This is a genomic window from Nocardia arseniciresistens (assembly GCF_046764875.1).
GTDB classification, from domain to species: domain Bacteria; phylum Actinomycetota; class Actinomycetes; order Mycobacteriales; family Mycobacteriaceae; genus Nocardia; species Nocardia arseniciresistens.
Genome location: NZ_JBKORD010000006.1, coordinates 394119 through 415677 on the forward strand (window position 1 = coordinate 394119; position 21559 = coordinate 415677).

General features: G+C 64.8%; 24 protein-coding genes and 1 pseudogene. 10 read left to right on the forward strand and 15 right to left on the reverse strand.

Going from position 1 to position 21559, the window contains the following annotated elements; genetic code table 11:
- Window positions 1-5: 5 nt before the first annotated feature.
- Both ACLMAJ_RS13830 and ACLMAJ_RS13835 read right to left on the reverse strand, forming a co-directional pair.
- Window positions 6-95, reverse strand: a pseudogene (locus ACLMAJ_RS13830) (dihydrofolate reductase family protein); the annotation flags it as partial.
- Window positions 96-139: 44 nt separating this feature from the next.
- The gene (locus tag ACLMAJ_RS13835) at window positions 140-1066 is read right to left on the reverse strand and encodes a hypothetical protein (RefSeq protein WP_412014038.1); all 927 of its coding nucleotides are present in this window, start codon (window positions 1064-1066) and stop codon (window positions 140-142) included.
- Window positions 1067-1101: 35 nt separating this feature from the next.
- On the opposite strand from ACLMAJ_RS13835, the gene ACLMAJ_RS13840 reads away from it, so the two are divergent.
- Window positions 1102-1503, forward strand: coding sequence for a hypothetical protein (locus tag ACLMAJ_RS13840; protein WP_412014039.1), 402 nt, complete (start codon window positions 1102-1104; stop codon window positions 1501-1503).
- Window positions 1504-2061: 558 nt separating this feature from the next.
- On the opposite strand, the gene ACLMAJ_RS13845 is transcribed toward ACLMAJ_RS13840, so the two are convergent.
- Window positions 2062-2766 carry a DUF8020 domain-containing protein gene (locus ACLMAJ_RS13845; protein WP_479725034.1) on the reverse strand — a complete coding sequence of 235 codons (705 nt, stop codon included), beginning with the start codon at window positions 2764-2766 and terminating at the stop codon, window positions 2062-2064.
- Between the two features lie 48 nt (window positions 2767-2814).
- Window positions 2815-3180 carry a PepSY domain-containing protein gene (locus ACLMAJ_RS13850; RefSeq protein WP_412014041.1) on the reverse strand — a complete coding sequence of 122 codons (366 nt, stop codon included), beginning with the start codon at window positions 3178-3180 and terminating at the stop codon, window positions 2815-2817.
- Window positions 3181-3299: 119 nt separating this feature from the next.
- Here ACLMAJ_RS13850 and ACLMAJ_RS13855 point away from each other — a divergent pair, with 119 nt between their 5' ends.
- A complete protein-coding gene (locus tag ACLMAJ_RS13855) occupies window positions 3300-3977 on the forward strand; it encodes a response regulator (RefSeq protein WP_412014042.1) in 678 nt (225 codons plus the stop codon).
- The gene (locus ACLMAJ_RS13860; protein WP_412014043.1) at window positions 3970-5424 is read left to right on the forward strand and encodes a sensor histidine kinase; all 1455 of its coding nucleotides are present in this window, start codon (window positions 3970-3972) and stop codon (window positions 5422-5424) included. The genes ACLMAJ_RS13855 and ACLMAJ_RS13860 overlap by 8 nt, the downstream gene beginning before the upstream one ends.
- A 55-nt stretch (window positions 5425-5479) precedes the next feature.
- Here the strand turns inward: ACLMAJ_RS13860 and ACLMAJ_RS13865 are convergent, their stop codons facing one another.
- The 3 genes from ACLMAJ_RS13865 to ACLMAJ_RS13875 form a co-directional block, all read right to left on the reverse strand.
- Window positions 5480-6754: a cytochrome P450 family protein gene (locus tag ACLMAJ_RS13865; protein ID WP_412014044.1), complete on the reverse strand. Its 1275-nt coding sequence runs from the start codon at window positions 6752-6754 to the stop codon at window positions 5480-5482.
- Between the two features lie 202 nt (window positions 6755-6956).
- Window positions 6957-8129, reverse strand: a complete 1173-nt coding sequence (locus ACLMAJ_RS13870; RefSeq protein WP_412014045.1) for an aminoglycoside phosphotransferase family protein — start codon at window positions 8127-8129, stop codon at window positions 6957-6959.
- Window positions 8130-8254: 125 nt separating this feature from the next.
- Complete coding sequence (locus ACLMAJ_RS13875; RefSeq protein ID WP_412014046.1) at window positions 8255-9238, reverse strand: alpha/beta hydrolase; 984 nt, start codon at window positions 9236-9238, stop codon at window positions 8255-8257.
- 242 nt (window positions 9239-9480) lie between these two features.
- Between ACLMAJ_RS13875 and ACLMAJ_RS13880 the strand changes: the two genes are divergently transcribed.
- Window positions 9481-9960: a hypothetical protein gene (locus tag ACLMAJ_RS13880; protein ID WP_412014047.1), complete on the forward strand. Its 480-nt coding sequence runs from the start codon at window positions 9481-9483 to the stop codon at window positions 9958-9960.
- 7 nt (window positions 9961-9967) lie between these two features.
- Here ACLMAJ_RS13880 and ACLMAJ_RS13885 read toward each other — a convergent pair whose 3' ends face one another.
- Window positions 9968-10921, reverse strand: coding sequence for an AraC-like ligand-binding domain-containing protein (locus ACLMAJ_RS13885; RefSeq protein ID WP_412014048.1), 954 nt, complete (start codon window positions 10919-10921; stop codon window positions 9968-9970).
- 176 nt (window positions 10922-11097) lie between these two features.
- Between ACLMAJ_RS13885 and ACLMAJ_RS13890 the strand changes: the two genes are divergently transcribed.
- The 3 genes from ACLMAJ_RS13890 (at window position 11098) to ACLMAJ_RS13900 (ending at window position 13805) form a co-directional block, all read left to right on the forward strand.
- On the forward strand, window positions 11098-11220 hold the full coding sequence (locus ACLMAJ_RS13890) for a hypothetical protein (RefSeq protein ID WP_412014049.1): 123 nt from the start codon (window positions 11098-11100) through the stop codon (window positions 11218-11220).
- A gap of 43 nt (window positions 11221-11263) precedes the next feature.
- Window positions 11264-12391 carry a histidinol-phosphate transaminase gene (locus ACLMAJ_RS13895; RefSeq protein ID WP_412014050.1) on the forward strand — a complete coding sequence of 376 codons (1128 nt, stop codon included), beginning with the start codon at window positions 11264-11266 and terminating at the stop codon, window positions 12389-12391.
- A 325-nt stretch (window positions 12392-12716) separates the two neighbouring features.
- Entirely contained in the window at window positions 12717-13805 is a 1089-nt protein-coding gene (locus ACLMAJ_RS13900) for a fatty acid desaturase family protein (RefSeq protein WP_412014051.1), read from the forward strand.
- 53 nt (window positions 13806-13858) lie between these two features.
- Here ACLMAJ_RS13900 and ACLMAJ_RS13905 read toward each other — a convergent pair whose 3' ends face one another.
- Window positions 13859-14815 (reverse strand): endonuclease/exonuclease/phosphatase family protein, encoded by a 957-nt coding sequence (locus ACLMAJ_RS13905; RefSeq protein WP_412014052.1) that lies wholly within the window; start codon window positions 14813-14815, stop codon window positions 13859-13861.
- Window positions 14816-14993: 178 nt separating this feature from the next.
- A complete protein-coding gene (locus tag ACLMAJ_RS13910; protein WP_412014053.1) occupies window positions 14994-15719 on the reverse strand; it encodes an SDR family NAD(P)-dependent oxidoreductase in 726 nt (241 codons plus the stop codon).
- A gap of 174 nt (window positions 15720-15893) precedes the next feature.
- Between ACLMAJ_RS13910 and ACLMAJ_RS13915 the strand changes: the two genes are divergently transcribed.
- Window positions 15894-16244: a winged helix-turn-helix transcriptional regulator gene (locus ACLMAJ_RS13915; protein ID WP_412014084.1), complete on the forward strand. Its 351-nt coding sequence runs from the start codon at window positions 15894-15896 to the stop codon at window positions 16242-16244.
- A gap of 98 nt (window positions 16245-16342) precedes the next feature.
- Here the strand turns inward: ACLMAJ_RS13915 and ACLMAJ_RS13920 are convergent, their stop codons facing one another.
- Window positions 16343-16954, reverse strand: a complete 612-nt coding sequence (locus ACLMAJ_RS13920; RefSeq protein ID WP_412014054.1) for a hypothetical protein — start codon at window positions 16952-16954, stop codon at window positions 16343-16345.
- A 290-nt stretch (window positions 16955-17244) separates the two neighbouring features.
- Here ACLMAJ_RS13920 and ACLMAJ_RS13925 point away from each other — a divergent pair, with 290 nt between their 5' ends.
- Window positions 17245-18180: an esterase/lipase family protein gene (locus ACLMAJ_RS13925; RefSeq protein ID WP_412014055.1), complete on the forward strand. Its 936-nt coding sequence runs from the start codon at window positions 17245-17247 to the stop codon at window positions 18178-18180.
- A 30-nt stretch (window positions 18181-18210) separates the two neighbouring features.
- Here ACLMAJ_RS13925 and ACLMAJ_RS13930 read toward each other — a convergent pair whose 3' ends face one another.
- From ACLMAJ_RS13930 to ACLMAJ_RS13940, 3 genes are all read right to left on the reverse strand, one after another.
- Window positions 18211-18351: a hypothetical protein gene (locus ACLMAJ_RS13930; RefSeq protein ID WP_412014056.1), complete on the reverse strand. Its 141-nt coding sequence runs from the start codon at window positions 18349-18351 to the stop codon at window positions 18211-18213.
- A 141-nt stretch (window positions 18352-18492) separates the two neighbouring features.
- Window positions 18493-19149: a cytochrome b/b6 domain-containing protein gene (locus ACLMAJ_RS13935; RefSeq protein WP_412014057.1), complete on the reverse strand. Its 657-nt coding sequence runs from the start codon at window positions 19147-19149 to the stop codon at window positions 18493-18495.
- Window positions 19133-19867, reverse strand: a complete 735-nt coding sequence (locus ACLMAJ_RS13940) for a molybdopterin-dependent oxidoreductase (protein ID WP_412014058.1) — start codon at window positions 19865-19867, stop codon at window positions 19133-19135. The genes ACLMAJ_RS13935 and ACLMAJ_RS13940 overlap by 17 nt, the downstream gene beginning before the upstream one ends.
- Before the next feature lie 102 nt (window positions 19868-19969).
- Here ACLMAJ_RS13940 and ACLMAJ_RS13945 point away from each other — a divergent pair, with 102 nt between their 5' ends.
- Window positions 19970-20167 (forward strand): hypothetical protein, encoded by a 198-nt coding sequence (locus ACLMAJ_RS13945; RefSeq protein WP_412014059.1) that lies wholly within the window; start codon window positions 19970-19972, stop codon window positions 20165-20167.
- A gap of 1028 nt (window positions 20168-21195) precedes the next feature.
- On the opposite strand, the gene ACLMAJ_RS13950 is transcribed toward ACLMAJ_RS13945, so the two are convergent.
- Window positions 21196-21559, reverse strand: a 364-nt coding sequence (locus ACLMAJ_RS13950; protein ID WP_412014060.1) for a hypothetical protein, incomplete at its 5' end; no start/stop codon positions are given.

Consider the following 21559-nt stretch of genomic DNA (forward strand, 5'->3'; position numbering starts at 1 on the left):
TTGCCTGGTCCGCGGTGCGGGCCGAACTTGTTGCGCCCCATGGTCTCGGCACCGACGTTGTTGCTGTCATCGCCGGTGAGGTAGTCGTCGAGGCCGTAGGTGAACCTGCCCTCAGGTCATGAATGTCCGGCGAGACGGTTCAGCACACGGCCGGTGACGTCCTCGCGTAGGGCGCGGTGAATTCCAGCCGGACCGCGCCCGGTCCGGTGTGGGGCAACACAATTGCGGTGCCCTGGTCATGGGTCCACGAGCGCGGAACCGCGACCAGGTTATCCCCCGCGGTCATGACCAAGACCAACCCGTCATAGCGGTAGCGGTAGGCGGCGCTCGCATCGGTGCACGCGATCCTCCTGACTCCGGCGACGTTCAGTTCGAGCGGCTTCTCCGTGTACACGGTGAGACCTGGCGCCCGCCGCAAGGTCTCCTTCTCGAACTCGATGGCGCGTCCACGCCCTACCGCGAGCGAGTAATCCGTCGCGCCCCAGAAGAAGCTGCCGCCGACGAGCAGAAATATCAAACCCCACTCGACCGGTGCCGTCGGGCGCACTGTCGTTGCCGATTCGGTCGCGAGTCTTCTACGGCGCGACACCACGACCCCCCACATCAGCAACAGCCCGATGATCACACAGGACGGCGCAACGCCCAACGGCCGATTGATCCACGTCCTGAACCACAATCGGGATAATCCGTTGAGCACCAGCAGTCCACCCACGACGACCACCACCGGCAGGAACCACCTCGGCCAACGGCCTTGCCGAACCGAGCTCGGTAGCGCCACCCACCCCCACAGCACGGCGAGCGTCGCGATCGCGCAGACCGCGAGGGGCACGAACAATCCGTCCGCGCTGCGCATGACGTAGTCGGTGGTGCTCAGCCCGAGCACGGCCGAGTCGATGCCGAAGTATCCGCAGAACCCACGCGCGTGGAAGAACCCCCAGTAGAACAGCAGCCCGGCAAGCAGTGTCGCTGGCGCCACGAATTGGCCGACCACCTGCGCCATCTGCGGCAGGCCCGCAAACACCGAGCCGTCGTCCTCGCGTCGACCTGTCGGCTCGGTGTCAGCCACCGTTGCGCTCCGTCATCGTATCCGACGGGGCCGCAGTGGCTTTCGGAGCCGTTGCCGCCGGGGCCGCTGTACTCGGCGTCGTTGTCGTCACCGGTGCGGCTGTCGTCGTTGTCACCGGCGGCGGCTCCTCCGACGTCACCACCGGCGGCGGGATTTTCTCGGTGTCCTCCGCGCGGCATTTCCTGGTGAAGACGGTCAGCGTCTCGCCCGAATTGATTGTTTCCGGACTACTCCCGGCCGAGGGCGGGACGGGCGACATCCGCACGAAAGAGACAGTTCCGTCGGGAGTCGGATGCTCCAGATCCCCGCACGGTGGGGTCGGTTCGTTCGGGTCCTCCACGGTCGCGACCGTGACACAGTCCGCTGCCAGCTGGACAGCGGCACAGTTCGCGGCGAAGGTGGCACGCATTGTGGTCACGACACCGTCGGCGGACTGACCCGGCGTAAATGTGTAGGTGCCCAGATCGACCGGTATACCTCTCGCACTCACGCCGCCTTCCCCGGATCCGCCGGGGCTACCCGGCACACCACCACCGCCATCCGCCGATCCACCCGGGTTTCCGGGGGCGCCACCGCCGCCCTCGGTCCCACCCGGCTTCCCAGGGGCACCACCGGATCCACCGGGATCAGCTGGCGCAGCACTCTCCCCTACCCCACCCGGACTGCTGGGACCAGGCGTCGCGAAATCCGTCCCACGGACGGGTCGATGCTCAGCGCTGCTAGGGGACTCATATTGTGCATCAGGCGAATTGCCGTCACGACAACTTGGAACGGCCACCAGAACCGCGGCAAAAATCAGAACCGAAACCGTTCGTCGCATCCGAGCCCCTGAAGTCCGGTACCGCCCCGCCCCGTGGCAGCCGGAGGAACACGTCGACTTCCGGCATCAAGCAGCCCTCTTATTGTTCGCCCACTATGCCCCCGGTGCAAGCACTTTCGCCCGAACAGGCCCAGCGACCGCGGACGCGGGGCCGATCCGGTGTTTCCAGGTCGGATCAATTCCCATGGAATGGAGAATTGACCGTGGTGAAGTACTGGACAACGGCAGCGATCGCGATAGGCGCGGTGACGAAGAGTTGACCGGCGAGGGCCCCGAGCGCGCCCACAGCGATGATGCCGCCGAGGCAACCGACGGCGGCAGCGGGGATGAACGGTCCGAACATGCCGACGATGGTCGCGGCAACGATGGTCGCACCAGCAATGCCACCGAGTACGCAGCCGACGATACCGCCACCGATACCGCCGACCGTCGTGCCGACCGCGGCCCCCACCGCGATGGTGTCCTTGAGTCGCGTGAAGGCCGCGACTTCACGTTCGTACGGCGTTCGCCACAGCGCCTGATCTTCGAAAGGCAGGGCGATCGGCCGGTATTGCGCGCGCTCGATGTCGAATTGCGGTGCGAACGTGGCGGTCCGGCCATCGATAGTCGCAGCGATGGGGAAGACGAAATCGTCGACTCGGAACTCCAGCGGGGTGCCGGCCAGTACGGTTCCGTCGGCTGCTTCGACTTCGAATATCCCGTTCTCGACCTTCATCGAACCCGAATCGATATCTATGACCACGTTCTCTTCGGAAGCTGTTGCGGTGTAATTGATTACGCCGCTATCGGAAGAATGCGGAGCAGCGCTGACAGTTCCTGCCGTGATACAGGAGACAGCGACGGCAAGTGTCGATACTGTAGAAATCTTTCGCAAAAGCATGTTCCCGGAACCTTTCCCAGTTTGTCGGAGGGGCGATACTTCTGGATGTCAGTCCTGGTTTTCGCCGATGACAGCGCCGCTGTTCGCGTCGATCGTCACGTCGTACTCGATGCCGTCGGGAGCCCTGAGTTCTACCTCCCAGACGGTGGTTCCTCGGTCGATGTCGAGCTCCGCGGAGACCACCACGCCGCCGGGCACCGCTTCGAGCGCCTTGTCGATGGCCTGTTGCCTATTGATCGTGGTGGCCGCGGTGAGCGTCCAGTCGTGGCTCGGCGAAACCGAAGCGACAGCGGGCAAGTCCTGCCTGCCGGTACCGGTGGCGGCCACCACACCGCCGACGACGATCGTGGCGACAGCGGCACCGACCAGCAGCCAGCGCAGTCCGGCGAGGGCGCGACGGAGAATGAGATCCATGATGAAACCTCCTGTGGGAGTTGTTGTCTCGAAGATGGCAATAGCGTCGCATCGCATGCCTGAAGCCAACCTGAAGCCACCTGAAATCCGCTTCAGGAACGGTCTGCCAGGCTGGGCGCATGCGTTTGCTGATCGTGGAAGACGAACAACGCCTTGCCAAGGCGTTGGCCAAGGGGCTCGAGGCAGAGGGTTTCGCCGTGGATGTCGTCCACAGTGGAATCGACGGCCTACATCTCGCGACTACCGGCGACTATGACCTGATCATCCTCGACATCATGTTGCCGGGCATGAACGGCTACCAAGTGTGTGCACAACTGCGCGCCGCGGGCGAGGAGACACCGGTGCTGATGCTCACCGCGAAGGACGGCGAATACGACGAAGCGGAGGGACTGGACACCGGCGCAGACGACTACCTCAGCAAGCCGTTCTCGTATGTGGTGCTGCTGGCCCGCATTCGCGCCCTGCTGCGCCGCAGAACGCGCGGCGGCGCCACGGTGTTGAGCGTCGGCGACCTGACAGTGGACCCGAACACCCGCACCTGCCGACGCGGCACCCAGGAGGTGACGCTGACCGCCAAGGAGCTCGCGGTCTTGGAGCACCTCGCCGTGCGCGCGGGCGAGGTCGTGTCGAAATCCGATATCCTCCAGCATGTTTGGGACTTCGCCTATGACGGCGACCCGAACATCGTCGAGGTCTACATCAGCGCGCTGCGACGAAAGATCGACGCGCCGTTCGGACGCCGGTCGATCACCACCGTGCGAGGCGCTGGTTACCGTTTGGTGGCCGATCGTGGCTGACCGACCACGGTGGTGGAGTTCGGTGCGCGCCCGCACCACCGCAATGGCCACCGCCGTCGTGGCGGTCGCGCTGGTCGCGGCCGGACTCGCGGTGCTGGCGGTATTGCGGCACAACCTCGTCGACAGCGCGGGTCTGCAAGCAGAGTCCACCGCCAGGAATATCGCCGCGCAGGTCGCCGCCGGGACCGACTTCGCGAATCTGGAACTGCCCGACGCGGACAGTCAACCGGTGCAGGTGGTTTCGGCCGAACGGCGGGTTCTTGCCGCCGATGACGATCTACTCGGCCGTGGGCCCATGGCCGAGTTTTCCCCGGCCGCGGAATCGGAATCCGAGGAAACCGACGACGAGGAGGACGAGGACGAGAGCGAGGAGCACGAGTCGAAGCAGGTATCCGCACCTGACTCGGGCGCCATCGCGTTCCGCGATATGCGACTCCCGGTAGCTCACGACGACACCGGCAGCCACGAATTCCGGGTCGCCGCGCTCCAAGCGGACACCCGGGCAGGGCAAGACATCACCATCTACGCCGGTGCGTCCCTCGCCATCGCGGACAATGCCGTCGCCGGTGTTCGTCGTGCCATGCTGATCGGTCTGCCGTTATTGCTCGCCCTGGTCGCGAGCGTGACCTGGCTGGTAACCCGACGTGCCCTTCGACCGGTAGAGGCGATCCGGACCGAGCTCGCCGAAATCATGGGTGGCGACCTCTCCCGCCGTGTACCGGTACCCGCCTCGCACGACGAAATCGCCCGGCTCGCAACGACAACCAACACAACGCTAACGGCATTGGAGGAATCGGCCCAACGACAGCGGCGCTTCATCGCCGATGCCGCACATGAGCTGCGCAGCCCCATCGCCAGCTTGCGCACCCAACTCGAGGTCGCCAAGGCTCATCCGCGACTGCTCGAATTGGACGGTCTGATCGCCGATTCCGTACGGCTGGAACATCTCGCCGCCGATCTCTTGCTGCTGGCCCGCCTCGACGCAGGCGAACAGCCTCGTACCGATCGTGTGGACCTGGCCGCGCTGATTCACGATGAAATAGCCCATCGGACCGGCGACCTTCACCCGGTCCACGTGGTGATACCCGAGGACCGCATCGCCGTGCTCGGCAGTCGGATTCAGCTCGGTCGTGTCCTGGCCAACCTCGTCGACAACGCGCAGCGCCATGCCGCCACGGCCGTGCGAATCACCCTGACGCACAATGACAACGAGGTGGTCCTCGCGGTGAGCGACGACGGCACCGGTGTGCCCCTTGCCGATCGGGACCGAATCTTCCGGCGGTTCGTCCGGCTCGATGACGCCCGCAGCCGCGAGGACGGCGGCGCCGGACTCGGCCTCGCCATCGTCCGCGATGTTGTCGAGCGGCATCGCGGCGAAATCCGGGTGGACGACAGCACCGACGGCGGCGCCCGCTTCGCGGTCATCCTGCCCAATGCCGACCGGTGACACCCGCAAACGTTGCTGGCAGGTGTCACCGGCGGCAGATCGCGAACGCGGGACCTTATCCGGTCACCGCTTCGCCGTGCACGTTCAACGGGGCAGACGACGGGAAGGTGACCGGCAGTGCCGTCAAGGCCCGGTGGAAGGGACCGGGCCGCCAAGTGGGTTCGCCGGTCGGCAGGTCCAGCCGCATCTCGGGCAGCGCGTCGAGCAGCTGATCAATGGCATCCTGCGCGATGAGGTAGGCCGAGGACTTCGCCGGGCAGGCGTGTGGGCCGATGCCCCATGCCAGATGGGCGCGATTGCCCATCTGATCCTCCGTGCGGATCGAGGGGTCGTTGTTGCAGGCGGCCATGCTGATCACCACCGGCTGATGTGCGGGCAGCCAGACATCGTTGACCAGGATCGGCTGACGAGGGTAGGTGATCAGGAGGTTCGCCAGCGGCGGGTCGTTGAACAAGACCTCGTCCAGCGCCTCGCGGGAGGATAGGTTTCCGCCCATGACACTGCCGCCGAATCGGTCGTCGGTGAGGATCACCAGCAGGGTGTTGACGATCAAGTTCAGCAAGAACTCGATTCCCGTGCCGTAGACCTGTGCGACGTGGTTGACGACCTCCAGCTCATCCAGTTCGGCCGGATGCTGAAGCAGCACTGTGGTGATGTCGTTTCCCGGTTCGGCCCGTTTGAGCGCCACCAGTTCCAGCAGCGCCTCGAACAGCATCTTGTTTCCGGCGTCGGCATCGACGCCCTCGACGATCGCGGCCGTGCCCGCGGCGAGGCGCTGCCCGATCTCCGATGGGCAGCCGAGCAAGGCATTGACAACCTGGAACACCAACGGGAACACGTACTGGCCGATCAGATCCGCCTTGCCGTCCTGGCAGAAGGTGTTGACCAGCGGGATGGCGATCCCCTCCACGGTGCCGTGCAGCGCGTACAGATCGATCGCGTCGATGCTCGCGGTGATGGCCTGCCGGTAGCGCGCGAAGTCGAGCCCGGTGCTTCTACTCGCGGTCGGCCGCCACTCCAGCAGCGGCAGGATCGGGCTGTCGGCGGGGACGGTCTTCTGCCAGACGCGCGGATCGGCGGGAAAATGTTCGGGATCGTTGAGGATCCGTACCGCGGCGGCGTAGCCGATCACCAAGGTGGCCGGAACCCCCGGAGCAAGGGCCACCGGGGCCAAAGAACCGTATTGCCTCCGCATTTCCCGGTAGGCGTAGTGCGGATCGGCGGCGAATTCCGGCGCGTGTAGCGGCACCCGTGGATCGTCGGAATCGAGCGGCGAACCGTGGTAGACGGGGCAGGATTGGGCGTGCGCTGGGGACGTCGGCGTACTCAAGAAGGGGACTCCATACGATTCGTTTGCACTGCGGGTGGTGTGGCACGGCTTCCGTGCCGGTCGCTGCTCAGGAGAGCAGCATTACCTGGTCCGGTCTGGAACCGGTTGATGGTACAGCTCCGGGTCCGATATCGAATGCCCATGCGTGGCAACATCGTTTCGATCGCCTCGGCGACCGACCGGCGTGGTGTGCGGCGGCTGGTCAGAGACCGAGGGCACCGAGCGAATCGTGATCGTCGAGGGCTGTGGTGATTCGCTTCAGCAGGGTCAGACATGTTTCGTCGGTCTGCATCTTGGGCTGGTATACCGCGCGGCCGATGGTGAATGCCCATGCCGCGTAGGCGAACATGGACTGTTGCCGGTAGGCCAGCCAGGCGTCCTCGAAGGACGGCACCTCGCCGCCCGCGCGTCCGAGCTCCTCCAGATATAGCTCGAGCAATGCACGGTCCCACGCACGCCGGTCTTCCGGCTCGCACCCCGAGTTGACGGTGTAGGCGAAGTCGTGCGCCCAGCCGCCCTGCATGACAACCTGCCAGTCGACGAACCCCATTCGCCCGTCGCCGGTCACGTAGGTCTGCCCGATGTGCGGGTCGCCGTGCAGCAGGGTCCGGGGCATCTCCTTGGTCGCGATATCGAGCGCTCGCTCGACACCGGCCCACAACCGATCGCTTTGACCGCGCAGGCTCTCGGGGATGACCGATTCGGCCCGCTCCAAGCCGACCGCGCAGCGCCCCTTCATATCGATCGAGGACCGGATGGCGTCGAGGAATTCGTTCGGGTTCTTGAGGTCCGCGATCGACGGATGCCTCCAGAATGTGCCGTGCAGCCGAGCGAGATTGCGCACCAGATCTTCGATCTGGTCGCGGGCGATCGGGGCATTCGGCTCGACGAAGACGGCGCCGCGAGTCGCGGCGATGTCCTCCATGAGCGCGATGGACCGCCATGACGACCGATCGGAGGCACCCCAATAGCCCAGCGGAGCCTCCATCTCGACGCGCGGGCGCAGGTCCATGAAAAAGCGTGTCTCGCCGTCGATCATGTTCCCGCCGCCGAGCAGCATGCGCTGGCTGAAGGAGGTGGTGGTCTTCGCGAACAACTCGGTCGGCAATTCGGCCTGTTTGCCCGCCTCGTTGTATTCGACGGCAATCGCAATCCGGGTGGAGGTGCCGTGGCTGCCGTTGGATGTGCTGAACGAGAGGACCTCGGCATCGGGGACCTCACGACACAGGACAGCCGTCAGCCACTGGCTGGTGATCGCATTGCCGGAGGCCGGGACGTCTTCCACGGTCCGGGCTTTCGGCCGCGTGATCTTCTCGAGCAAAACATGACTACCGACCGTGACGGCCCGCCCGAGCAACCAGAGCTTGTGGTTCATCGTTTGCCTCGATTCCGAAGAGTGACGAAATATCCCGAGCGGCTGCCCCATTCACTTACACGTGCCGTAGCACAATACCTGACACATTCGGATCGTGTTGTAAGACAAGGATTTTGCTGACGATCTCAGGGGACGAGTGGCCCCAGCGCGCCCCGCACGGTCGGCCAGCTGGCGGCGAGCTGGTCGACCCAGTACGGCCAACTATGCGTTCCCCGTGGCGTGTAGTCGTAGGTGGCCGCGATTCCGGCCTGTTGCAAGCGATCTTGCAGCCTCCGCGTGCATTGCGCGATCACCGCTTCGAGCACTCCGCCGTTGACGGCGACGTCGGGAAGGTCGGGGGTTTCGAGGTTTTCGTACGGCCCGGGCAGTCCGGAGCCCGCTGACAGATACACCGTCGTGCCGCGCAGCTCGGAGGCATGCGACACCACATCGTGCGCCGCCCAATCGGGGTCGTCGGGCGGACCCCACATATCCTCGGCATCACCGCGCTTGGACCTGATGATCAACCGCATCGCGGTCTGCGCCGGCTCGGTGCTGGTTTCGTAGCAACCGCTGAAAGCCGCTACCGCGCGGTATAACCCGCCCGAACGCTCGGTCAGCGACAATGCCGCCTGTGCGCCCAGTGACAGACCGACGATCGCGTTGGCCCCGTTGCCGCTGAACTCGGCATCCAACAGTGGTGGCAGCTCGCGGGTGAGCAGGGTCTCCCACTTCTGGCGTCCGTGTACCGGGTCGTCGTCGCGCCAGTCGGTGTAGAGGCTGCCCGCACCACCGACCGGCAGCACGGCGGTGACGTCCTTGTCTGCGAAGAAGCGCACCGCCTCGCCCCGCGCGGTCCAATCGTTCTCGCCCGGCCGAATGCTGTCGCCGCCTTCCAGCAGGTACACCATCGGATGCGGTACCGTCCGATCCGCGGGAAGCAGCACGTCCACTTGGACTTCGCGACCCATCGCGGGCGAGTCGAGGTACACCTGTAGCCATCGGTCGGTCACGGCCTGAACGCGATCAATCCTCGCGGTATGGGGCGCGGCACGGGCGAGCGTGCCAGGAGCTCCCACAAATCCGGCGATGAACACCGCTGCGGCGAGCAGACGTAGCCAGGCCGTCACGATGCACACCCTCCTACCGCCGACCTGAGCACTCGCCGCGTCGAATCCGACTGCGTGGCCGGACGCGACGCTATCGAACCGTCGAGCGTACGGATCCGCGCGATCCGCGCAGACGATCACAAGCATCCTGTAGGGAAACTCTAAGCCCCAACGGGTTTGATACACAGGTGCGGACGCGAAACTGATGCACGCGGTGACAAGCACCGATGCGAGATCTCGATTGACCGGGAATGGAGAAGACTGTGCCCACGACGTTTCCGAGTTCGGTCACGACGGTTACACCCGATGCCGTGCTGGGCTACCGCAGGCGTGGGTGGACGGTCACCGAAACGGCCAACGGCGTTTGCCTGATCACCGACGACCAGATTTCGGCCGTCGAGCTCACCGGCGCGCTGGCCGCCACCGCGCGCCGTTTCCTGCGGGCGAACAACCTGTCCGGTCCTGTCATCGAGATTCCTGGCCCGCAGCGCCGCGAAATCCACCTGGTCGTCGGCCTCGCCAAGGCGACGATGGCGGTCAACGCGCTGCGCAGCGCAGGCGCGACCGTGCACACCGACAGCGCGAGCATCCCGTTGCCGCTGACAAGGCTGTCGACCGGTTCGGCCTGCTGGGGGATTTCCCCCAGCGAGGCCCGCTGGATACCACCGGTGGTTGCGATCGCCGCCGCGGTGCGCGCCGCCGAGGCCGGTCGCAAGTTCCACCTCACCGGTGTGGCCTGCTGAAAGATTTCTACCCGTAGCGGATGTCGCGGGGCGTGGCGTGAAAGCGGTGGCGGAAGGCAGTGCTGAACGCGCTTGCCGAGCCGAAGCCCAATCCGAGGGCGAGCGCCGCGATGCTCCAGTCGCGATACGCGGGATTCGACAGGCGCGCATAGGCCAGTTGCAGACGTTCTTCTTTGATGAGTTCCCGAGGGGTGGTCCCGGCACGCTGGAGCGCGACTTGGATTTGCCGAAGAGACCAGCCGAGAGCATGCGCGATTCTCCCTCCGGTGAGCTCGGGGTCACCCGCATGGGTCCGGACATAGTGTCGGACAGCTGTTTCCAGGTCGGCGAGATGGCTCGGCCCGGTCGGCTGATCACCGACTATGTGCATGCACAACAGTTCGACAAGGCGCGCGGCGACGGTGTCGAACTGATGCTGGGTGAGGGCACTGCCCTCGGCGAACAGTCCGGCGGCGAGGTCGGCGGCGATCCGCCCGAGTCCCGAGGTGAGGTCGGCGAGCAGCGCGGTTTGCGCGACGCGGTCCAAGCGCGGGTCGACCTCGCGCCGGGGGATGGTCATCAGCAGGCCCTTGGTGCCGTCGCCGAGGGCGAAGCTGAAGGGTTTGTCGATGGTCACCAGGCATCCGACGCCGGGCGGCAGGCGCGCGTACTCGTCGTCCTGCCGAAGCCCCATCTGGCCGGTGATGGGCAGCAGTAGTCGGTAGTCGTCATCGGAGTCGGCGCGCACATGTCCTGCGGTGCGGTAGTAGGTGACAGCGTCGGACTCCCAGCCGACGAGCTGGTATTCGGCGGTTCGCCGCAGCGTCGTGCGGCCGTCGAAGTCGGTGCGGCGCGGGAAGATATAGCCGAGACGGCCCTGGTAGGAGTTGGTCAACTCCGACCAGTAGTCCGTGCGTTCCTCCGGTGCGACCGCACGTGTATCGGTGGACTCGACGAAGACGGCTCGGTCTTTCACCGGCACCCACTTTCCTACCTCGCGAACTGCTCCACGCCACCACCCCGGGCTCCGGCGTGGTGGCGTGGCCACAGAATAGGGCCTCTCGGCGTGGCGTGGGCAACCACAGGTTTGCGCGTAACCGCAACTTTGCTGCGCCCACCGACAAGTAGGACGGGCGCTGCGTTTCTATCGTCACAGACATGCGCAGAATAGCCATGGGCCGCAACGAGTCCGGCACGCCACCGGCTCTTGCGGACGAGAGCATCGCCCAGATCACCATCACCCGGATCGATTTCTGTGACACCCTCCGCGTTGCCCGCTGACGCCGGAGCCGAGCTAGCGAGACCGCTCGGTGCGGCGGTCACTATGGCCGATCTTCCCATTCGGGAGCAATTGCGCGACCAGAAAACCTACGAGGCCCCACAATTACCGGCACCAGTGCGCTTGAACACCAATGAGAGCCCTTTTCCGCCGACACAGGCACTGATCGAGGAAATCGCCGAATCCGTTCGGATCGCCATACATTCGCTGCACCGATACCCCGACCGAGCGGCGAATGCCCTACGCGCTGAACTGGCACGCTATCTCACCCACCAGACCCGGGTACCGGTGGCGACCGAGAATGTGTGGGCGGCGAACGGCTCTCTCGAAAGTCTGCAACACCTGATGCAGGCATTCGGCGGGCCGGGCCGCAGCGCATTGAGTTTCGCGCCGAGCTATTCGATGTACAAGGTCATCGCGGCTACCGCTGGAGTCGAATGGCTGGAAGACAGTCGCAGCGCGGACTTTTCACTAGATATCGACCGTGCGGTCGCGACGATCGGCGACGTCCGCCCCGACATCGTGCTCGTGACGAACCCGCACAACCCGAGCGGCCACCCCGTCACATCGGCCGACCTGGAACGAATCCTGACGGCAGCACCCGCCATCGTGGTGGTCGACGAGGCGTATGCCGAGTTCTCGTCCTCCCCGAGTGCGATCAGCTTGATCGACCGATTCCCGGCGAAACTGGTGGTAACCAGGACGATGAGTAAGGCGCTGGCCTTCGCTGGCGGGCGCCTCGGCTATCTTGTGGCCGCTCCTGCCGTCGTCGAGGCGACGAGATCGGTGTGTTTGCCCTATCACCTGTCGATCGTGACCCAGGCCGCCGCGCTGGCCGCGTTACGGCACGCCGATCAGATTTTGGCGCGGGTCCCACCACTGATCAGCGAACGGGAACGGGTCACGGCATCGTTGCGCCGATCGGGGCTCGAAGTGATCGATAGTGAAGCCAATTTCTTGCTCTTCGGCCGGTTCGCGGACACCGCGAGTGCCTGGCAGCATTACCTGGACCACGGTGTTCTCATCCGCGACTTCGGGATTTCCCATTTCCTTCGCACGAGTATCGGCCAGCCGGCCGAGAACGACAGGTTTCTCGAGGCCACCGAAGCACTGCTGTCCGGGTCCTCCTTCAGGAGGTTCTGTCTCGGCGTCGGCGTGGCCGAACCCGGGTAGTCATCCCGCAGACATCCCCACCCCGAAGTCCTTGTGCCCGTTGAACATCCGGCTTCGGCGCGTTCCGATTCGGGCGCCATCTGTGCGCGCGGCCACCATGGCGGTGCGGAATCGTCACACAGATGTGTCACCGATCCGCACACCCGTTCACCTGGTAGCGGCCTCATTGCGGCATCCTGTTGGAGACAGCGGACCGCCATTTGGCGAGTTCCGACCGGCCCCGTGTTGTCGGCCGAGGGTCGAGGGGCGACAGTTAGAGCCCAAGGACAACAGTGACGGCAGGATGTGTAGGCGGCTCGTGGTAATAGAAAGCTCGATCGGTCGGATGGCGCCGACGCAATCTCCTTCCACCGCGAGCGAGGGCCGGTTGCCGATGTCGCCGGATGCCGCGCCGGTGCGCGGCAGCGAGTATGCGGTGCTGCTTCGCCGGATGCGCCACGCCGGGCTGCTGGACCGGCAGTTGCGGTATTACCTCCGCAAGAGTGCGGTCATCGGAGGCGCTTTCGTGGCCGGATGGGCGGCATTCTTCTTCATCGGCAACTCGTGGTGGCAGCTGGGCACCGCCATATTCTTGGCGGCGGTGTTCGCTCAGATCGCCTTCCTCGGCCATGATGCCGGGCACCGGCAGATCTTCGGCACCCGGCGGGCCAACTACCTCTTCGGTGTGATCGCGGGCAATCTCGGTATCGGGCTGAGCATCGGCTGGTGGACCAGCAATCACAACCGGCACCACGCCCACCCCAACACCGAGGGTGCCGATCCCGACATCATGGGGGTGCTGGCCCACTCCAGCGGTCGAGCGCGGGCCAGCCAGAGCATCCGGCGGCTGATATTCCGATACCAAGCCTGGCTGTTCTTTCCCATGCTGCTGCTCGAGGCGGGCAGCCTACACTTTTCAAGTGTTCGAGCGGTGCTGCGGTGGTCGATCCCGAATCGCGTCTGGGAAGGTGTGTTGCTCGCCGCGCACGCCGCCGGGTACCTCGCCGCGGTGTTCCTTGTCCTCTCACCGGCTAAAGCGGTGGCCTTCATCGTTGTGCAACAGGGCCTGTTCGGGCTCTACATGGGCTGCACCTTCGCACCCAACCACAAGGGGATGGCCGTGCTGGAGGAAGGCGACTCCACCGACTTCCTGCGCCGCCAGGTGCTCACCTCCCGCAACGTCCGTGGTAGCCGACTCGTCGATACGGCGATGGGCGGCCTGAACTACCAGATCGAGCACCATCTCTTCCCGTCCATGCCACGCCCCAACCTGCCGCGCGCCCAGCCGATTGTCGCGGAGTTCTGCGCCGAGATCGATGTGCCCTATTGCGAGACCAGCCTGCTGGGCTCCTACGTCGACGCGCTGAGCCATCTCCACGCCGTCGGCCAGCACACCCGGCCCGCTCAGGAAGTGGGCTCGAACGTCCGCGCATAGGCAAAAACGAGGGTGTGACGACCGATCAGTGGATCGCCGATGCCGCCGTGTGGTTACGACTGTTCGCGGTCCAGGCGGAGTCGCGCAACCAGGGCGCGATGGTCCGCGCCAGGTAGGCCGACCGTTTCCACCGCGGCGGCGCGACCTCTCGCGACGAGGATGTGGTCGATACCGACAAGGGGCGGCCAAAGTTTGTCGGTTGGGTAGGTGACCAGATGTCCGGCACCCGATTGTTCGGCGGCGTCCTCGAAACGTCCTGACACCATCGCGCGGAATTGCGCATGATCGTAGGTCGCGTTGAAGTCGCCGCCGACTATCGCGGGCCCGGCCGGCGACCGCTCGATAATGTCGCGCAGACGTGACAATTCGTCGGCCCACACCGTCGAGCTGTACACGGGTGGCACCGGATGGAAGGCGTACACCGTGACCGGTCCCGCGCCGGGGATATTCGCCGTCGCGGAGAGCTGGTTCAACACGAACCCGTCGTACTCGACGGTTTCCGACAGCGGATAAATGCTCCAGATTCCCGTTCCGCTCGCGGTCTTTCCCGGTGCGAGATACCGGTGCGGCAATAACTGGTCGAGCCCGGCTCGACCGAGATCCTCGACAGCCTTGCGCGTGAGCTCGTCGACGGTGAGCACAGCGATGTTCCGCGCGCGCACCTGGTCGACAAATGCCGTGGGATCAGCTCCGTCGAACAGCAGATTGGCCTGCATCGCTACCACCGTCGGCCCGTCACCGTCCCCCGAATGACCTACGTACAGCGGAACTTGCGTCCCGATCGCGGTCGCGACGACAACGATCGCCGCACCCGCACCTGCCCGGTGGCGCATAGCGGCGAACGCCACCACCCCAACGAGCGCCGAGCTCATCAGGTACGGCGCACCCGAAGCCGCCAAGACCAATATCCGGGACGACGACCGACTGAAGTGCAACGCGACCCCACCAACTCCCACGAACGTCGCAAACCCCGCGAGCACGTTGAATCCGACCCGAACCACCTTCGACATCACACCCAGTAGACAACCACGAGCCGCACACCACATGTCAGTGAGCGAGTCGCTGCCGGGCCCCGCAGGCGATGAGCAGCGCGCCGATAGCCAGCACAGTACCTTCGGACTGCAGACCCGACGGGCTGCCGGCGCTCGACGCGAGACTGCCGCGCAGCGATTCAGCAGCGGCTCGCGGTTACCGGGCAGCGGGGTGCAGGCCCGGGATTTCGGGGTGGATCTGCTCGACCCGGTCGCGGGCGAGGTACATCGCCCAGTAGTGCTCGGCGAGGTCGTCAGGGTCCACGACGGGCAAGGTCGATTCCGTTGCGGCGATGGCCGACTCGGCGATCTCGCTGCGAGCGATGTAGGCGGCGATGGCCAGCGTGCCCACGTAGATACCGGCGTCGGCCAATTCGCCATGCAGCGAGTACGCGTAGTTGCGCGCCGCCGCCATCACCGGTCCGACCCCGCTGAGGTGCGGCAGTGGCTGCACGGCCGAGTAACCGTGAGTCAGCAGGAAGGCGCCATCGCCGCGTTCGGTCCACTCCGGCAGCAGCGTGCGAACCACCTCGATCGGGGTGAGCAACAACAGCGGAACCAAGCCCTCGATGGTGGCGGCGTCGAGTTCGGCGGCCGGAGTGAAGTTCTGCTCGCCGCCGATGGGACCGTACTCGACGACGTCAATCCGGCCGAAGTGATCGCGAATGGCCGCGATCAGGGCGGGCACCTGTGTGACGTCGGACAGGTCGGCGGCGAATGCGGCCGCCTCGATGCCGTCGGCGGCGAGGCGTTCGGCGAGCGCGTCGAGGCGGTCCTTGCGACGCGCTACCAACGCGACCCGGAAACCCTCGCGCCCGAAACGGCGCGCAACCGACATCCCGAGACCGGTGCCTGCCCCGAAGACAGTGATGACTTTCGACACGAGCTTTCCCCATTTCCTACTTTTTGTGTGGGGCACCAGGATGGGACATCATGAGTGTCCGTACAAAAGGCACATTCATGTCCGTACCGGAAGGAAATGTGCGCCATGCAGCACAAGCCCGAATCCGAAACCACGGCGGAAATCGGGCCGTGCGCCGGTATCCCTACCGAACGGATGGGTTCCATCCGCCAAGTCCTCGACCGAGTCGGGGACAAGTGGAGCCTGCTGGTGATCGCCGTGCTGGAGAGCGGCCCGCTGCGCTACACCGATCTGCAACGCGCGGTAACCGGCATCTCCCAGCGCATGCTGACGCTGACCCTGCGCCAGCTCGGTCAGGACGGGCTGGTGAGCAGGACCTCCTACCCGGAGGTGCCGCCTCGCGTGGAGTACGCGCTCACTCCAATGGGCCGAGGGCTGCTCGAAATCGTCACCGCGCTGATCGAATGGGCCTCCGAGCACCACGACGAGATCCACCTGAACCGGACCCGCGTCACCGAACCCTCCACCTCGGCCCGGTCGCGGTAAACCGTTACTCGGGAGCGGCTGACAGCTCGGCGACCGACGCAGCGGTGTCGCCCGCGTGTATGACTCGATCCACGGGCGGCAACCACCGAATGCGCCGATCACTGTGGCGCGGTTGCGGTCTCCGTTGCTGTCGAGGTGACCGTCGGTGCGGGATCGGACGATGTGGTCACAGCGGACGTGGTCGTGGGCGGCTGCGACGTGGCTGATGTGGTCTCGGTCGGCTGCGGCGCTTCTGATGTAGTTTCGGTGGGGCGAATCGGATCGGGGCACTTGCCATCTCGCTCACCGATGGTGTTGATCTCGGCATTCGCTCGCGGATCCCCCGCATAGTTGATCTTGTCGGTGCACTTCACGTCGTCGGGGTTGCCGCAGTTGTCGTTGCAATTGTCGGTGCCGCAGTGAACCGCGCCGCAATTGTCGGTGCCGGGTATGTCCGGCTGCTGATCGACGGGCTGCCCGGACGCGTTCTCCGGATGCGATCCCCCCTGGTCTTGCGATCCACCCTGCCCTGATGATCCGGCCGGATTCCTTTGCGCCACAGTCGAGCTCGGTGTCACTGTCACTGTGACCGACGTCCTGGTCACCGTACTCGACGCCGACGCACCGGAGTCGGAGTCTGTCGTCGTACACGCCGTCATCACCAGCAGCGGCGTCACCACGGCAAGTATCGCGCGCGTCGCCCCACACAGCCGACTACCCATCCGCATCATCCGCACTCTTCTCCTCCTGCTGCCACCGCAGCCCACAACCCATCCCGACCCGAACCGAGACTACGCAGGGCGCGCCGACGAAACTATCGGGCGATTGCCCTATTCGGTACAAAGCGCCGAGGTCTGGGGGTTTGCGTGGCAACCACTTTCACGCCACTCCGACAGCATGTTTGCTACTGGTTCGCCCTGATGGTTCCATGATGATGCGATACCTGGTGACGTGATTGGCAGTGACATAGCCGAATTTGCCTGGCAGACCTGTTGTGCTGACGAAAAGGAGCGGTGTCACGATGCCTGCGCATGATTCACACTGGTGTCGCTGGGTCATTCACAACCTCGCCGTCGCGCTCGCGATCGTGGGAATGGTCACAGCCGCTCCCGCCCGCGCCGATGTCACGGACGACGGGAGCATCCCGCCTGCGGGAGCGAACGATTGGGCGTGCGTCCCCACAGCAGCCCGGCCGGAACCGGTGCTGCTCGTGCACGGAACGTGGGGCAATCAGAACAACTGGGATGCCCTGGCTCCGCAGTTGAAAGCCCTTGGGGTGTGCGTATTCTCGCTCAACTACGGCCGCGCGCCCGTGAGCGTTCGCGGTTCGGCACCCGGCGTCTACGGGACCGCCGATATCCGCTCCTCCGCCAAAGAACTCGCGGCGTTCGTCGACCAAGTGCTCGACGCCACCGGTGCGCCGAAGATCGATATCGTCGCCCACTCGCAGGGCGGCCCGCTGACGCGCCAATATCTCCGCTTCGAGGGCGGTGCGTACCGCGACGACCCAGACCGCAACAAGGTGGACCATCTCATTACCATCGCCGCCACCAACCACGGCACCACAGCGGAAGGACTCGGCTCCCTGCTGCCGACCGGCAGTGCGTCCGCCACGGTGGACGGTGTGATCGCCAGAGTGCTCGGCATCGCGGCGGTACAGCAGCTGACAGGCAGCGAATTCCTACACACCCTCAACACCGCGGGCGACACCGAACCAGGAATCCACTACACGGTGATCGCGAGCCGAGTCGACCAGGTCGTCACCCCACCCGAAACCACTTTCCTCCAGGCGGGCCGCGACGCCACCGTCGACAACGTCTGGGTCCAGGACGTGTGCCCCACCGATGTCTTCAACCACGGCGTGCTCCCGGAATCCCCCGCGGTCTCTTATGTCGTACACCAGGCCCTCGGCTTGCCTCCCGCCGGTTCTCCGTGCCCCGCACCCGACGCCGACTGATCGAAGTAGTCACCGCCGACCTGGTAGCGATCAATCGAACACGGGTGTCAGCGGGTGCGTCAGGTCGGTATCAGCTGGCCCGGCGACAGTAGTCGCATGTAAAACACCGAACAACGAAGCCAACTCGATCTGGACCGGCACGGTCCCGGTCGACGACACGGCGATGGTCATCACCGCTAGCGGTCCAGGCGTCCCGGTGATCTACCTCTCGGGCTCACCGAGCAAGCCAGGCCGACAACTTCCGCAGCACGGTCCTGGTCACCATCGACGCCGCTCGGACCGGTGTGAGTGAACATCCGAGAAAGACGGTGTCTACCGATCTCGCCGATCAGGAGACGGCGTCTCCTCGACGGCATCGTCCTCACCCGCCCACAGCACATGCTCCTGCTCGGCCCAGGACTTCGATACTCTGCCGGTAAGCATGCCGCGCATGGATTCTCGGTCTCGTAGCGCATACATCAAGTGGCCGACCACCAAGATGCCGAAGGCCAGCGCGAACCAGTCGTGCATCAGCGTCGCGCCGGTGCGCCAGGCGAGCCGGGTCCAGTCGGGGAAGAACATGATCGTGCCGGTGCCGAGGAGCACGAGAATCGATCCGAAACTCAACGCCGCGTTGAGCTTCTGCCCGGCGTTGAATTTCCCGACGTCCTCGCCGGTCAGGCGGCGTCCTTTCGACCGAAACCACAACCAGTCGGACCTGGTGAAACGGTTGAGCCTCGACAGATCAGCGCGATAAGCCACCGAGCCGAGGCCGACGACCAGCGGCACCGGCAGCGCGAAACCCGAATAGACGTGCACCAATTCGACGATGTGCCGGTTGCCGACCAACACCGCGAGAGAACCGTTGTAGAGGATCGCGGCGGTGACGATGCATATGAGAACCAGTACACCGGTCAGCCAATGCACCCACCGCTCGGCACGACTGAACCGGTGCAGGTCACGCTCGGTCGCGTCAGCCGGTCGGGTCATCGTCACGCCCGTTCGACTCGCCGACCCAACCGTCGATCGAGTAGCCCCGACGCTCCCAATAACCGGGAACCACCTCGCCGGTCAGCTCGATCCCAGAGAGCCATTTGATGCTCTTGTAGCCATACATGGGCGCCACGTAGAGCCGCACAGGTCCACCGTGATCGTGAGTCACGGGGCCGTCGATCATCTCCAGTGCGACAAGAACATCGTCGCGGCGGGCCTGCTCAAGGGTGAGACTCTCGGAATATGTGCCGTCGAAGGAGGTGAACCGCACCGCCGTCGCGGCGCTGCTCACCCCGGCCTCGTCGAGCAGATCCGAAAGGCGGACACCACTCCACCGCACTTCGGGCACACGCCAACCTGTGACGCACTGGAAATCGCGCACCAGCGTCGTTTGTGACTTCGCCCGCAAGTCGCCGAGTGTGTGACTACGAGGTTTGTCGACCAGGCCGGTGATATCGAGCCGATAATCGCTCGCGTCGCGCTTCGGGGCACCACGAGTGACCGAATAGAACCGAAATGTATTGCCTACCGGCAAGAGTCCGACCAGCCCGGTCGGATCGTGGTTACCGATCGGCCCGAGCACCGCCGAAAGCCCTTTCTGAATCGAGGTTCCACCCAGCACGCCCGCGGCACCCGCGACGAGTAATCCGACCACCACCCGTCGCCCGACCGGCGCGCCGAGGCGATCTGGATCGGAAGGCTTGTCAGCTGGCACACCTCCACTATCCACCGACTTCCCGGCAAGGCCCAAGGCCCAACCGGCGGTTACTGTTGCCTGGGACACCGCCGCCACGCGGTGTAGACGAAAGGCGAGCTCATGCGCAGCCCCATTCTTGTCGCGCTCGGCGTAATCATCGGCCTGGCCGGGCTTCTGTGGTCGTTGCAAGGCTTCGGCGTGATCTCGGGAAGCCCGATGAGCGACACCGTCACCTGGTCGATCATCGGCCCGGTCGTCCTGATCGCCGGGGTACTCATCGCAGTACGTGGTTGGCGGGGACGAAGCTCCGGCAGTTGAGCCCCGCCAAGTCGAGTGACGGGTACGGGTCCGTATAGAACGCCGAACCCTCCTCACCCGACCTACGCGCTACGGCGCTACGGCTCTACGGCTCTACGGCTCTACGGCTCTAGAACGTCACCACAGCCAGTCCTCACGCTGGAAGCCGTGTGCCTGCCTGCCGGGGTTGCGGAAGAGAAAGTCGGGGACGTCACCTGGCGTGCCCAGCACTGCTCGATTATTCGCTGGAAGGTGAGATCAGCTGGTAGGCGGGGGAACGGTACGGATGTGTTGGGATGGCGTTGGGATGGGTGAGGCATCGGGTGGTGGGGTGCGTGACGCTGAGCGAGTTGAGTGCGCTGAGTGGGTTGGTTTGACCTGGGGCGATGCTGAGCGAACTCGGTGAGCCGAATGGGTCGACTTGACCTCGGACGACGCCGTGTGGGGTGAGCGGGCTGGTTCGTTTGACACCGGGCGATGCCGGAGAGGGTTGGGCAGGGTGACGCTGAGCGCGCTGGGTGACTTTTCAGCGCGTTGAGTGACTTTCAGCGCGTCGGTTGGCATTGAGTTGGTCGGCATTGGGTTGGTCGGGCTGCGGTTTGGGGTGGTGGTCATGCACAGACTCATCTGGATTACTGCCCCGGAATGGGTTGGCGTTCAGTGGTTTTACCGGAAGTGGTGCTGGGCGCGTCAGGTGCGGTACCCGGCCTTCTCTTCCGCAACCCCGGCAGGCAGGCACGCAGCCTCCAGCGTGAAGACTGGCTGTGGTGGCGTGACAAGCGAATTGAGCAACGACGGCAGTCAAATGGTGGATTCATAGACATTGACAGCCGCCATTTCACAACCGTCGACCGCCGATTGATCAAAGCCGGTCGCCCTCACACAGAATGAGCAATGACACCATGTCGCGGAATGGCGAACGACGACGCATCACCGAACACGCACGACGTCGCATCGCGTGATACGACGCACGATCCCGCAACGGAATACGACACACGATGCCGTATCGCGATGCCGTATCGCGATGCCGGATCGCGGAACACGGCGCATCATGCCGCATCGCGGACACGGTGCACGATGCCGTATCGCGGACACGGCGCATCATGCCTTATCGCGGACACGGTGCACGATGCCGTACCACACCACGATGCCACGTTGCAGAACGACATACGATGCCGTATCGCAGCACAGTCCACGACGGCATAAAACAGGGCGGTGAACAGCAAATATTTGTTTACCGGCACAGCATCAGAGTGTGACGACGGAATGCGGCCACCGAATGTGAAAAGGGATGTCCAACAAAGAATTTCGAGATATAATTCGAACATGGATTCGAACCCCGCCTCGATCACCGACCCGTCGGTAGAGGCGGCGTTATCCACCCTCGAAGCCGGACTCACCCAAGTCATGAAA

Excerpts from the sequence above, each read along its gene's own strand:
- ACLMAJ_RS13915 (WP_412014084.1), top strand. The coding sequence starts at position 15,894 with ATGGGTTCCATCCGCCAAGTCCTCGACCGAGTCGGGGACAAGTGGAGC.
- ACLMAJ_RS13845 (WP_479725034.1), bottom strand. The coding sequence starts at position 2,766 with ATGCTTTTGCGAAAGATTTCTACAGTATCGACACTTGCCGTCGCTGTC.
- ACLMAJ_RS13925 (WP_412014055.1), top strand. The coding sequence starts at position 17,245 with ATGCCTGCGCATGATTCACACTGGTGTCGCTGGGTCATTCACAACCTC.
- ACLMAJ_RS13850 (WP_412014041.1), bottom strand. The coding sequence starts at position 3,180 with ATGGATCTCATTCTCCGTCGCGCCCTCGCCGGACTGCGCTGGCTGCTG.
- ACLMAJ_RS13895 (WP_412014050.1), top strand. The coding sequence starts at position 11,264 with ATGGCCGATCTTCCCATTCGGGAGCAATTGCGCGACCAGAAAACCTAC.
- ACLMAJ_RS13900 (WP_412014051.1), top strand. The coding sequence starts at position 12,717 with ATGGCGCCGACGCAATCTCCTTCCACCGCGAGCGAGGGCCGGTTGCCG.
- ACLMAJ_RS13905 (WP_412014052.1), bottom strand. The coding sequence starts at position 14,815 with ATGTCGAAGGTGGTTCGGGTCGGATTCAACGTGCTCGCGGGGTTTGCG.
- ACLMAJ_RS13935 (WP_412014057.1), bottom strand. The coding sequence starts at position 19,149 with ATGACCCGACCGGCTGACGCGACCGAGCGTGACCTGCACCGGTTCAGT.
- ACLMAJ_RS13890 (WP_412014049.1), top strand. The coding sequence starts at position 11,098 with ATGCGCAGAATAGCCATGGGCCGCAACGAGTCCGGCACGCCACCGGCT.
- ACLMAJ_RS13930 (WP_412014056.1), bottom strand. The coding sequence starts at position 18,351 with ATGACCATCGCCGTGTCGTCGACCGGGACCGTGCCGGTCCAGATCGAG.
- ACLMAJ_RS13870 (WP_412014045.1), bottom strand. The coding sequence starts at position 8,129 with ATGAACCACAAGCTCTGGTTGCTCGGGCGGGCCGTCACGGTCGGTAGT.
- ACLMAJ_RS13855 (WP_412014042.1), top strand. The coding sequence starts at position 3,300 with ATGCGTTTGCTGATCGTGGAAGACGAACAACGCCTTGCCAAGGCGTTG.
- ACLMAJ_RS13945 (WP_412014059.1), top strand. The coding sequence starts at position 19,970 with ATGCGCAGCCCCATTCTTGTCGCGCTCGGCGTAATCATCGGCCTGGCC.
- ACLMAJ_RS13920 (WP_412014054.1), bottom strand. The coding sequence starts at position 16,954 with ATGATGCGGATGGGTAGTCGGCTGTGTGGGGCGACGCGCGCGATACTT.